Source organism: Ideonella sp. FW305-24 (genome assembly GCF_058788035.1).
The window spans coordinates 457244-468358 of sequence record NZ_JBYTAI010000004.1 but is presented as its reverse complement, the minus strand read 5'-3'; the positions used below and the strand labels follow the sequence as shown (position 1 = coordinate 468358).

The 11115-nt window shown below is 69.4% G+C and carries 10 protein-coding genes; 6 read left to right on the top strand and 4 right to left on the bottom strand.

Translation table 11 applies throughout. The features are described from left to right. Nucleotide 1: 1 nt before the first annotated feature. The gene (locus AC3WR5_RS14060; protein WP_492485305.1) at nt 2–256 is read right to left on the bottom strand and encodes a hypothetical protein; all 255 of its coding nucleotides are present in this window, start codon (nt 254–256) and stop codon (nt 2–4) included. A gap of 74 nt (nt 257–330) precedes the next feature. On the opposite strand from AC3WR5_RS14060, the gene AC3WR5_RS14055 reads away from it, so the two are divergent. The 3 genes from AC3WR5_RS14055 to AC3WR5_RS14045 are packed head-to-tail and all read left to right on the top strand — an operon-like array spanning nt 331 to nt 4189. Next, nucleotides 331–990 carry an outer membrane beta-barrel protein gene (locus AC3WR5_RS14055; RefSeq protein ID WP_492485303.1) on the top strand — a complete coding sequence of 220 codons (660 nt, stop codon included), beginning with the start codon at nt 331–333 and terminating at the stop codon, nt 988–990. A 14-nt stretch (nt 991–1004) separates the two neighbouring features. Further along, the gene (locus AC3WR5_RS14050; protein WP_492485301.1) at nt 1005–3611 is read left to right on the top strand and encodes an NHL repeat-containing protein; all 2607 of its coding nucleotides are present in this window, start codon (nt 1005–1007) and stop codon (nt 3609–3611) included. 50 nt (nt 3612–3661) lie between these two features. Further along, nucleotides 3662–4189 (top strand): Lrp/AsnC family transcriptional regulator, encoded by a 528-nt coding sequence (locus tag AC3WR5_RS14045; RefSeq protein ID WP_492485299.1) that lies wholly within the window; start codon nt 3662–3664, stop codon nt 4187–4189. Here the strand turns inward: AC3WR5_RS14045 and AC3WR5_RS14040 are convergent. Next, a complete protein-coding gene (locus AC3WR5_RS14040) occupies nt 4104–4604 on the bottom strand; it encodes a DUF1330 domain-containing protein (RefSeq protein WP_492485297.1) in 501 nt (166 codons plus the stop codon). The two genes, AC3WR5_RS14045 and AC3WR5_RS14040, sit on opposite strands and share 86 nt — an antisense overlap. Before the next feature lie 63 nt (nt 4605–4667). Here AC3WR5_RS14040 and AC3WR5_RS14035 point away from each other — a divergent pair, with 63 nt between their 5' ends. The 3 genes from AC3WR5_RS14035 (at nt 4668) to AC3WR5_RS14025 (ending at nt 8212) form a co-directional block, all read left to right on the top strand. After that, a complete protein-coding gene (locus AC3WR5_RS14035; protein ID WP_492485295.1) occupies nt 4668–5399 on the top strand; it encodes a DUF2242 domain-containing protein in 732 nt (243 codons plus the stop codon). A 256-nt stretch (nt 5400–5655) separates the two neighbouring features. After that, nucleotides 5656–6123, top strand: coding sequence for a hypothetical protein (locus tag AC3WR5_RS14030; RefSeq protein WP_492485293.1), 468 nt, complete (start codon nt 5656–5658; stop codon nt 6121–6123). A 10-nt stretch (nt 6124–6133) separates the two neighbouring features. After that, nucleotides 6134–8212, top strand: coding sequence for a diguanylate cyclase domain-containing protein (locus AC3WR5_RS14025; protein WP_492485291.1), 2079 nt, complete (start codon nt 6134–6136; stop codon nt 8210–8212). A gap of 7 nt (nt 8213–8219) precedes the next feature. Here the strand turns inward: AC3WR5_RS14025 and AC3WR5_RS14020 are convergent, their stop codons facing one another. Together AC3WR5_RS14020 and AC3WR5_RS14015 are read right to left on the bottom strand one after the other, a co-directional pair. After that, nucleotides 8220–8789: a DUF2939 domain-containing protein gene (locus AC3WR5_RS14020; protein WP_492485289.1), complete on the bottom strand. Its 570-nt coding sequence runs from the start codon at nt 8787–8789 to the stop codon at nt 8220–8222. Between the two features lie 25 nt (nt 8790–8814). After that, complete coding sequence (locus AC3WR5_RS14015; protein WP_231011078.1) at nt 8815–11079, bottom strand: helicase-related protein; 2265 nt, start codon at nt 11077–11079, stop codon at nt 8815–8817. Between the last annotated feature and the right edge of the window lie 36 nt (nt 11080–11115).

The following is an 11115-nucleotide window of genomic DNA, read 5'->3' as shown; positions in this document are numbered from 1 at the left end:
ATCAGACCAGCAGCTCCATGCCAGCCGTCTTGGCCGCGCCCACGTCAAAAGTCATCGTGCGCCCGCAGCCTGCAGCATTGGCCATGTGCTCGATCAGGCAGTCGGCCAAGTCGGCGTTGCCTGCGCGGTAGACCTGCAAGGCACGCACCACCTGATCGGCTCTGTCCACCATCAGTTGCGGGGAGCGCAGCAGGACGTCCAGCACCCAACCACAACCGGCGAACGGCAGATTGCGCCGTGCCAATGTCGCTTTCACCCGCCGCACTCCGTATGGGAAGACAAGGACCCTCGCCTTTGCGCAGGGGCCCGCCACTTCCACACGGAGCTGCGATGAACCGACTCGACAGGCGCTGGGCCAAAAGCCTCCGCCACGCCGTCCCAACCGCCATTGCCGCGAGCGCCATGCTCGCTTGCAGCCTGACCACCCACGCCCAGACCCGGGACTTCGATTTTTCCCCGGAGGCCAACGGCAGCGCGGCAGCGGGCCGGCAATTCAGCCTCGGCTTCGGCGCAGGCTTGGACCGTGGCAAGACCGATTGCGTGGACGGCTACAGCTGCGACCGCAGCAGTGCCCACGGCAAGCTGTTCCTGAACTACCGGCTGGACGAGGCCTGGGACCTGCAGGCGCTGGGCTTTGCTGGCAGCCGCTTCAAGGGCGGCGACACGACCGACGACGGCACCACTTTTGGTGGCAGCTTCCGCGTCGACGCGCTGGGGCTGGCCGCGGGTTACCGGGTGCCGCTGGCGCCGGACTGGTGGCTGCGCGGGCAGCTGGGCGTGGCGGCGGTGCGCACGCGGTTCAGCTACGCAGCGCCGTTCGAGGGCGATGTGAGCAAGACGCAGGCGCAGCCGCTGGCGGGCCTGAGCGCCGGCTACGCCATTGCGCCCGGCTGGCTGCTCTCGCTGGACTACGACTTCACCCGCTTCAAGGTGCACAGCACCCGCGGTTCGCTGCACCTGCTGGGCCTGAGCGCCCAGATGGCCTTCTGATGCCGAGGAACCCCATGTTCGACACGCTCCGCCTCGCGCTCATCATCGCCCACGCGCTGCGCCGCTTCGCCGCAGCCAGCGCCAGCCTGCTGCTGGCCAGCTTCTTCGCGCTGTTCCTCGCCGCCTGCGGCGGCAGCGCGGACGCGCCACCGCCCGGCTCCAGCCCGGCCGGCGGCCCGCAGCCACCCCAGATCACGCAGCAGCCAGCCGACCTGAGCGTGACCGCCGGCCAGCCCGCCAGCTTCACCGTCGCCGCCACCGGCAGCGACCCGCTGAGCTACCAGTGGCAGCGCGACGGCAGCGACATCGTGGGGGCGACCTCTGCAACGTATTCACTCGCGACCACCGCGACCACCGACACCGGCGCGGTCTTCCGTGCGGTCGTCAGCAACGTCGCCGGCAGCGCCACCAGCAACAACGCCGCGCTGACCGTGACCGGCGTGCCGCCGGTGCTGACGATCACGCAGCAACCCGCCGATGCCAGCGTGGTCGCCGGCAGTTCGGCCAGCTTCACGGTCGGCGCCACCTGCAGCAGCGGCACTTTGGGGGTTCAATGGGAACGCGCCAGCGGATCGGGCTTTGCCGCCATCGCGGGTGCAACGGCGCTGACCTACACCTTCACGAGCGCCACGGCAGACAACGGCGCGCAGTTCCGCACCACGCTGGATTGCAGTGGCCAGTCGGCGACAGCCAGCAATGCCGCCACGCTCAGCGTCGGCACTGCCGGCGGCATCACCGTGGGCCTCTTGAACATCGCCAATCGGGCCGCTCAGGCCGGGGTCAGTCAATTGCGCGGCGTCGACGCCCTGCCTGATGGATCGACCGTCTACACCAGCGCCAACAACATCATCAAACTGTCAGCCGACCGGGCCAGCATCACCGTGGTGGCGGGCACCCAGGGCACGCTCGGGAGTACCGACGGGCCGGGCGCGACGGCATTGTTCAGCACCCCGACCAGCATCGTGCACGATGCATCAGGCGCACTGTGGGTCCTCGACACCGGCAATTCGGCGGTTCGTCGCATCGCGACCGACGGCACGGTGACCACCGTCGCCCGTGGATTGACCAGCCCTTCGGCAATGGCGCTCGGGCCGGATGGCAACTTCTACATTTCGGTCCAGGGCTTCATCGTTCGCATGACACCCGCCGGCGTCGTTTCGAACTATGCGGGTTCGGGCAACTACGGATACCTCGATGGACCTGCGGCGACCGCCGACATCGGCGACGTCCGCGGCATGGCGATCGCGGCAAACGGGGACCTGTATTTCAGCCAATGGAGTTCGAGCGTGGTCCGGCGCGTGGTGCGCAGCGGCAACGTCGCCGGCAATGTCGAGACCGTCGCCGGCATTCGCAATGACACCACGGTGCCCGGTGTCGATGGCGTTGGCACCGCGGCCGGCATTCCGGGGCCGACAGGCCTCGCGATCTCGGGCACCAAGCTGTATGTACGGGACACCAGCCTGATCCGCGCCATTGACCTCGGCACGTTTGCGGTGACCACCTTCAGCGGCAACCGGACCGGCCCGCTGAGGCTCAAGGATGGCCCGGCAGCAGAGTCGAACTTCGATGCGCCGGCCAACGGTGGAGCCAATGTGCTGGTTGCGCTGCCCGCGGGCGGATTCATGCTCGGCGACGGGCTGGCCATCCGCACATCCGATGCCGCAGGCACCATCACGACCATTGCGAGTTCCTTCAACCAGATCATCGCCCCGGGTGGCACTGCCGTGACCGACAAGCTGCCGTTCGCCGCAGGCAACCTCCCCGTCAGCCTCGCGGTCGACGGCCAGCACCGCGTCGTCGTCGGCACCGACCTGGGGCTGTTCGTGCGCCGCATCGACACCGCCGGCAACCTGGAGATCCTGGCCGGCAACCCGGCTTCCGACGACGACTTCCCTGCCGACGGCGTCGGCAATGCGGCAGCGCTGAGAACGCCCGGCACCTCGATCGCGGCAGCGCCCGACGGGACGGTCTACTTCTCGGACTACCTGAGCGTGCGTCGCATCGCAGCAGACAAGACGGTGAAGACGATCGCGGGCGGCTACTACCAGGGTACGGCTGCCAATGTGGACGGACCGATCGGGACATCGCGCCTGACACGGGTCCCGACCAGCATGACGATGGGCATCGATGGCAGTGTCTATTTCTCCAGCGGAGGCTCCAGCATCCGGCGTGTCGATGCCGCCGGCAACACCACGAGCTTCGCCGGCAGGGAAGGCACCACGACTTCGGTCGACGGCCCATTGGCCACCGCGACCTTCGCAGGCGTGGGCGCCATGGTGACCGCGCCGGACGGCACGATGTACGTCGCCGACGGGCCGGTGATCCGCAAGATCACCCCGGCCGGCATCGTCTCCACGCTGCACAGCGCCGCGCTGGTGAAGGCCATGGCGCTGGACCCTTCGACCGGGCTGCTGTACGTCACGCTGGTGCAAGGTGACGGCATCTCGGTCGTGGACCCGGTCGCCGACACGGCCCACGTGTTGATCCGCTCGGGCAGTGCCCTTGTGACGGGCAATGTCGAACCGCGCGTGGGCGCGGTGCGGACACTGGCGATGTTGGGACCCAAACAGATCGTGATCTGCACCGACATCGACGTGCTGGCGGTGGTCACGCTACCTTGATGCGGGCGGGCGGCCTACACTGGGTTCAACCCAAGCCGCCGCACGCCCCCATGACCGAACCGCTGGACCTCGACCGCTACAGCCTGCAGATCCTCTCCGAGCTGCAGCGGGACGCGCGCCAGACGGTGCAGCAGCTGTCCGAGGCGGTCGGCCTGTCGGCCACGCCGTGCTGGAAGCGCGTCAAGGACATGGAGGCCGCGGGCGTGATCCGCGGCTACACCGCACTGGTGGACCGCGAGAAGGTCGGGCTCAAGCTGGCCGTCATCGTCGAGGCCAACCTGAGCCAGCACAACGAGGACCTGGTGGCCCGCTTCGAGCAGGCGGTGGCGGCCAGCCCGCAGATCGTGCGCTGCCTGTCCACCACCGGCCAGGCCGACTACCTGCTCACCGTGCTGGTCGAAGACATCAAGCACTACGAGCAGTTCCTGCACGACACCATCTTCAAGCTGCCCGGCGTCACGCATGTGCGCTCCAGCATCGTGCTGAAGGAAATCAAGTCCGAGGTGCGGCTGCCGGTGGGCGACCCGGCCAGCCCGGCCGCCACGCGCCCCGCACGTGTGTCGCGCAGCAAAGGCTGAGCTTCAGCCCGTGGTAGCCTTCGATGATGATCACGTCCGCCGTCGACACCGGCTTGCGCAGCGCCAGCGCCCGCTGGTACTCCGGCGAATCCCAGCAGGCCAAGGCCTGCTCGTAGCTGGCGAACTCGATCACCACGTTGCGCGCCCGGTTGGCCCCCTCCACGCAGGCGAACTGCCCGCCCCGCACCAGGAAGCGCCCACCGTACTTGGCAAACGCCTCGGCATTCGCGGCCACGTAGTCCTTGTACTTTTCCGGATCCGCGCACGTCCACGTGCGCGATCCAATATCCCTTGGGCATGCGACTGTCTCCGGTGTCAAAGGGCAAAACAGCCATTCTGCCGCGTGGCGGCCAGCCCCGTGTCGCCGGCAGGGCAAGCAGGTCACGCAAGGTGCAAGGGAACTTGGCCCGGACATAATCGGTCGCACCCCAGTGGGCGGTTTGTGCCCAGGAGAAGCTGTTTGCCCTTGCCTTTGCTCATGCCCGACGCTGCCCTTTCCTGCCGCCCAGCCAAGGCTGCGGTCTCGCGCGCGGCTGCGTGCGGGCTGTTGATGCTGGCAGTGGCCGGGGGGCTGGCGGGCTGTGAGACGGTGATTCCGCGCAAGACTTCGGTCTACCAGAACGAGCAGTTCAAGTCGGACGAGACGTTTTCGCGGCTGTTCGACGCCGAGCCGGACGACACCTGCGAAGCGGCGCGCCGTGCGCTGCTGAGCCAGGGGTATGTGATCAATACGCTGAAGCCGGACCTGGTCAACGGCAGCAAGCGCTTCCAGCCCGAGGGCGAGGTGCACGTCGAGATCTCGTTCACCGTGGTCTGTACGCCGGAAGGCCGTTCGGGCAAGGTGTCGACCGCCTATGTCAGCGCCATGCAGGATCGCTACGCGCTGAAGAAGAGTGCCAATTCGGCCAGCCTGGGGCTGCCGGCGCTGGGCTCGCTGTCCATTCCACTGTCGGCCAGCGACGACTCACTGGTCAAGGTCGCCAGCGAGACGATTCCCGCCGGCCAGTTCTACGACCGCTTTTTCACGCTGATGCACCGCTACCTGCGGGAGTCGGTGGGCGACAGCCGGCAGCAGCAGCGCGCCACCACGGCTGCCCTGGTGCCGCAACCCGTGCCCGCCCCGCCGCTTCCGGCCGCAGCCGCCTCGGTGCCTGCCGCCGCTGGACCCGCCGCCGCAGCGGCATCCACCCCCGGCGCCACGGACCACTGAGCCGTCCGGTCAAGCGGCTGCCGGCGCCACCGCGCCGGCAGCGCGTTGCGCAGCCAACCAAACAACACCAGGAAGATCGCCGGCCGCAGCCGTGGCCGTTCGGGAAGGCGTGACAGCTTGGGCATCTGCCGGCGGCTGCGCAAAACCATTGCACGCGCGGAACCGTCAAGTCCGCACCGGAAGCGCCGAAGACATGCAGCGATGCAAGCTTTCTTGCGCCCGCCTGCCCACCAGGCGACCTTCCCGGACGATCCAGATGTTCAGACCTTCAAAGGCCGCCGCCACGACTCACGCGACTCGCCTTCCCCGCAGTGCCGCGGCGCTGGCCTGCAGCCTGCTGCTGGCCGCCGCGCAGCCGGCGCGTGCCGAGCTGCAGCCGCTGTCGGAAGCCGCGCTGCGCGCGCAGGTTGCCCAGGCCACCCTGCCGCCGGTGCTGGAAGCCTTGTGGCAGCGCCTGCAGCAGCAAGCCCAGGTCAGCACGCTGAGCGCCGAAAGCTTTGCCGCGGACCTGGCCGCACACGGCCTGCCGGCCGGCTTCCCCGCTGCTTTGTACGACGGCCGCCCCGTCACCCGCATGACGCTGCAGGGCGAGCCCTTCACCCTCGGCATGGACGCCGGTGCGCTGCTCGGCGCCCCCGCCCAGCCCGGTGCCGCCTCCATGGGCAGGATCAGCTTCAACAACCTCGACGCCCGCGGCACCACGCTGTGGACGTGGGGCCATTGAGACCCATGCCGTGAAGCCTTTTCCACGATCTCCCAGCCTGGCAGCCTGGCTGATCCTGATGGTGATGAGCTCGGTGCTGCTGGCCCTGGCCGGCACCACGGTGCTGATCGACCGCTTTGCGCGCAAGCACGCTGAAGAGCGGGCCCACCAACACCTGGACCAGGTGGCCGACAAGTTCCGAGATGCACTGGACCACGGCATGGCCCGCCAGGTCGCCGCGGTGCAACTGCTGGCCGAGTTGCCTGCCTTGCTGCGGGCCGACGACCCGGCCCGCGCCCGCGCCGCGCTGGATGCCATGCGCCGCCGCGAACCGGAAATTGCCTGGATCGGCCTGGCCGCTGCCGATGGCAAGGTGCTGGCAGCCAACGACGGTCTGCTCGAAGGCGCGGACGTCTCCAAGCGCCCCTGGTTCCAGGGCGGCAAGTCCACGCTGTTCCTGGGCGATGTGCACGCTGCCGTGCTGCTGGCCAAGCTGCTGCCGCAAGCGCCCGAGCCCTGGCGTTTCGTCGACATCTCGCTGCCGGTCGCCGCGAACCCCGGCTCGGTGCTGGGCGTGCACCTGAGCTGGACCTGGGCCGCGGCGCTCAAGCGCGACTTGCTGGACCCGACCCTGCGCAACGACGGTGCCCAGGCCTTTGTGCTGGACCGCCAGGGCGCGGTGCTGCTGGGCCCGCCGGACGTGAAGGCGCCCGACGGTGCGGCAGCGGACCAGTTCACCGCCGTCTCGCCCAGCCGCGGCCACGGCGGCTTCAGCGGCCTGGGCTGGCAGGTGGTGGTGCAACAGCCACGCGAAGTCGCGATGGCCGACTACCTGCTGCTGCGCCGCCAGCTGATGGGCGTGGCCGGCGCGGTGCTGCTGCTGTTCGTGCCGCTGGCCTGGGCGCTGGCACGCAAGCTGGCCCGGCCGCTCACGGTGCTGGCAGACAGCATCGGCCAGAACCAGCACCTCGGCGACCGCCCGCTGCCACGGCTGGCCGGCTTCGCCGAAGCCGAGGTGCTGTCCACCGCGCTGAACGAGCTGGTCGAGCGCCAGCGCGAGCACAACAACACCTTGCAGGAGCTCAATGCCTCGCTGGACCAGCGTGTGCGCGACCGCACCGCGGCACTGAACCTGGCGCTGCAGGGTGAAGCGCTGAACCTGCAGCGCATGCAGAACATCGCCAACAGCGTGCCGGCGCAGATCGCGCATTTCGATGCCGACGGCCACTGCCTGTTCGCCAACCAGGCCGCCCTGCGCCTGGCGGGCCTGCCACCCGAGCGCAGCGGCATGCTGCGCCTGGTCGACCTGCTCGGCGACCCGGTGCCACCCGCGCTGCTGCCCATGGCCAGCAGCGCCACCACGCTGCCGCAGACGCTGCGCTTCCAGCATGCCCGCGTGGTCGGCGACGACACCTGGCACAGCGAGGTGCACTGGCTGCCAGACGGCGAACACGGCGTCGGCGCCGCCGGCGGCCGTCCCGGCCACTACCTGGTCAGCTTCGATGTCAGCCAGCTGAAGGAAGTCGAACTGAGGCTGCAGCAGCTTTCCCGTGCCGACGCGCTCACCGGCCTGCCCAATCGCCGCCAGTTCGACGAACACATGCGCGCCTCGCTGGCCCGCGAACGCCGCACCGGCCGCGGCCTGGGCGTGGTCTACCTGGACCTGGACCATTTCAAGCGCATCAACGACACCCTGGGCCACGCCGGTGGCGACGAAGTGCTGAAGACCTTCGCCCAGCGCGTGGGCAGCGTGATCCGCGCCACCGACCTGCTGGCCCGCGTCGGCGGCGACGAATTCGTGCTCGTCTGCGAAGGCGTGGCCAACCCCGAGCAGATGCAGGTGCTGGCCGACAAGGTGCTCACCGCAGTTCGCGCCCCGCTGCGGCTGCAGAACCAGCAAGTGCTGCTCAGCACCAGCATGGGCTCGGCCCTGATGCAAGACGGCGAAAGCGTGGACCACCTGCTGGCCCGCGCCGACGCCGCGCTCTACCGCGCCAAGCAGGCCGGCCGCAACGGCCACCAGTTCGCGGCCGCCGACGAACCCGTCACGCCCACCGCCCCGCCGGTGGCGCAATGGGCCGCGACGCAGGTGATGACGCTGGCGGCTTGAAGCCTGTTCAGCGCGCCAGCTGCGGCAACCGCAGCTCGCTCAGGCGCCAGTCGGCAAAGCCTTGGCGCGCCAGCACGAAGGCCGTGGCCTGCTCGCGCGGCGTGCCGGGCTTGAGGGCGTAGGCGACGAAGCGGTCGGCGCCTTCGCGTTCGGTCTGCCACTGCAGGCGCTCGCCTGCGGGCGGTGGCGCGGTGCCATCTGGCGACGAGGCCGGGGGCTTGCGGTGATGCAGCGAAGGCAGCAGCTTGCCGTCCTGCATCGCGCGCATCACGGTCTCGGGGCGGACAAAGGCGTCGATGGCCTTGTCGGCGACGAACATGCCCAGCAGGCCGCCAATGGCCGAACCGACGTTGTTGCCGTCCGAGCCGCCCATCTGGTCGGCCAGCAGCGTCGAGACCTGGCCTTTCAGGCTTTCGCGCAAGCGCGGGTAGTCGACATGCGCATTGAAGCTGGCCGCATCACCGGACTTGGCGGCAGACTGCATCTGCCACAGCGTGAGCCAGGGCGATTCGTACCAGTAGACGGCCAGCGCGGCGGCAAACACCAGCGCCAGCGCGGCCCAGGTCTTGGTCTTCATGTCCAGGCCTGTTCCCTGCGAGCGCTCAGCGCCGCCCGCCACGGTTGCCACCACCACCGCCGCCGCCGCCCCCACGGGCCTGCCACAGCGGCTTCTTGCCTTTGAGCTGGCGCTCGATGCCGTCGTTCAGCTCGCTGCGCAGCGCCACCACCTCTTCCAGGTGGCCGTAGATGCCGGGGAAGCGCAGGTCCAGCCACAGCCACAGCGTGCAGGCGCGCAGCGTCTGCTCCATGCGGTCCAGCCGGCTGAAACCGTCGACCTGGCCGAGGAAGTCCGGCCGGCCGGCCTGGCCGGTGCGAGCGTGTTGCCAGGCCCAGCCGAAGAACTCCTGCACCAGCGATTCGGTGCGCGTGTCCACGGGCGCCTGGGCGTAGATGAAACGCTCCTTCAGGCTCAGCGTGCCGGCGTTGTGGTCCAGCTCGGCGGCCAGCGCCAGCATCTGCTCCAGCTCGGCCACCTGGAAGTGCGCGTTGTCCAGCTCCAGCTGGGCCATGAACACGCTCAGCACCTCGTGCAGCTTCTGCTTGCCCAGGCGCTGCGAGATGGTGCTGACGTGCCACCAGTTCGGCGCCACCGGTGCCTTGAAGTGCAGCGGCGCACGCGGCGTGCGGGGCAGCAGTTCCTTCAGCGAACGCGCCGCACCCGGCTCGGCTTCGTGCAGCACACCGGTGAAGCCTTCTTCGTGGATGCCGTAGCGGCCCGCGCGGCCGGCGATCTGGTGCACCTCGGACTCGCTGAGCACCCGGTCGCCCACGCCATCGAACTTGGTCATGGTGGAGAACAGCACGCGGCGGATCGGCAGGTTCAGGCCCATGCCAATCGCGTCCGTGGCCACCAGGATGTGCGACTCGCCAGTGGCGAAGCGCTCGGCCTCGCGGCGCCGCACCTCGGGCGGCAGCGCGCCGTAGATCACCGAGACCGGGTGGCCGTTGGCGCCGATCTGGTCGCGCAGCATCAGCACCTCGCGGCGGCTGAAGGCCACCACCGCATCGCCCTTCTTCAGCGCCGGAATCGGCACCGGCGCCTTCAGCAGCTCCACGTGCTGCTTGCGCTCGAACTGCCGGATGACCGGGCTCTCTCCGCACAGGCCCAGCAGGCTCTCGATGGCCGGCACGGCATAGGCCGAGCAGATGATGATCAGCTCGCGCGCCGGCACGCCGACGATGGCCTGGGTCCAGGCCCAGCCGCGCGAGGCGTCGAAGATCATCTGCGCTTCGTCGATCACGGCCACGTCCACCGCGTCGCGCGTGCCGACCATCTCGATGGTGCTGGAGACCACGCGCGCGCCGTTGGCCGGCACGTTTTCCTCACCCGTCAGCAGCGAGCACGGCACGCCGCGCGCCACCAGCCGGTCGCGCCCTTCGAGCGCCAACAGGCGCAGCGGCGCGAGGTAGGCGCCGTCCAGCGCACCGGCCAAGCGCTCGAAGGCCGAGTAGGTCTTGCCGCTGTTGGGCGGGCCCACATAGAGCGAAACCTTGCGCTTCAGTTGCCGGGCCAGCGCGAAGCTGTCCGGGTAGCCCTGGAAGCCCAGCTCGCGGTTCAGGCCGACCAGCGTCTGCTGCTCATTGACCTGGTGTTCCCAGCGGTCCTGCGCACGGGTGCAGGCGGCCATCAACTCCTCAGGCCCTTGCGGGCGCGAGCATTCGGCCTGCAGCCGGGCCACCAGCGAGCCCATGCTGCGGCTGTCGCAGAGGTCGCTGCGCTCGGCCAGCGCGTCCAGGTGGCGGGCCAGCGCTTCGGCATGCGGCCAGGGCGCGGCCGGCCCGAGCGAACCCAGCAGCGCGCGCTCGTCGCCATTGCGGAAAAAAGACCACACCGGCTCGGCCGGCAATGGCGCCAGGTAGGCCACCTGCAGCGCCGTGCCATCGGGCCAGGTGTCGCTCTTCAGCGGCAGTGGCTGGCGCATCAGCCGCTCCCAGCCACTGCCCTGGCGGTGAATGCCCAGCACATCCAGCGCCGCGCTGCGCTCGATCAGCACCGCGCGCATTTCCTTGCCGGCACCCACCTCGTCCAGGTGGCGCAGCGCCGAGTCGATCAGCTCCGGCGCAATCCAGCGGCTGGGCCGGTGGCCAGGCACTGCCTTCTGCAGCTTGATCAGGCCCAGCGTCTCCAGGTGGTTTTCCAGCCCGGGCGCGTCTTCCGGCAGGTAGTCCGTCGGCTTGACCACCTGCGGCAGGTTGTAGGCCGCTTGCCGCACCCGCTCCATCGCCTCTGGCGTGACGTGTTCCGGCACGCGGTCCACGTGATGGCGCTGGGGCAGCCGGAGGGAAACGGGGATGGAATCAGGCATGCAGGAAGGAAAAACGAAACAGGAAATCGGAGGTGC

Excerpts from the sequence above, each read along its gene's own strand:
- AC3WR5_RS14055 (WP_492485303.1), top strand. The coding sequence starts at position 331 with ATGAACCGACTCGACAGGCGCTGGGCCAAAAGCCTCCGCCACGCCGTC.
- AC3WR5_RS14035 (WP_492485295.1), top strand. The coding sequence starts at position 4,668 with ATGCCCGACGCTGCCCTTTCCTGCCGCCCAGCCAAGGCTGCGGTCTCG.
- AC3WR5_RS14030 (WP_492485293.1), top strand. The coding sequence starts at position 5,656 with ATGTTCAGACCTTCAAAGGCCGCCGCCACGACTCACGCGACTCGCCTT.
- AC3WR5_RS14050 (WP_492485301.1), top strand. The coding sequence starts at position 1,005 with ATGTTCGACACGCTCCGCCTCGCGCTCATCATCGCCCACGCGCTGCGC.
- AC3WR5_RS14045 (WP_492485299.1), top strand. The coding sequence starts at position 3,662 with ATGACCGAACCGCTGGACCTCGACCGCTACAGCCTGCAGATCCTCTCC.
- AC3WR5_RS14020 (WP_492485289.1), bottom strand. The coding sequence starts at position 8,789 with ATGAAGACCAAGACCTGGGCCGCGCTGGCGCTGGTGTTTGCCGCCGCG.
- AC3WR5_RS14040 (WP_492485297.1), bottom strand. The coding sequence starts at position 4,604 with ATGTCCGGGCCAAGTTCCCTTGCACCTTGCGTGACCTGCTTGCCCTGC.
- AC3WR5_RS14015 (WP_231011078.1), bottom strand. The coding sequence starts at position 11,079 with ATGCCTGATTCCATCCCCGTTTCCCTCCGGCTGCCCCAGCGCCATCAC.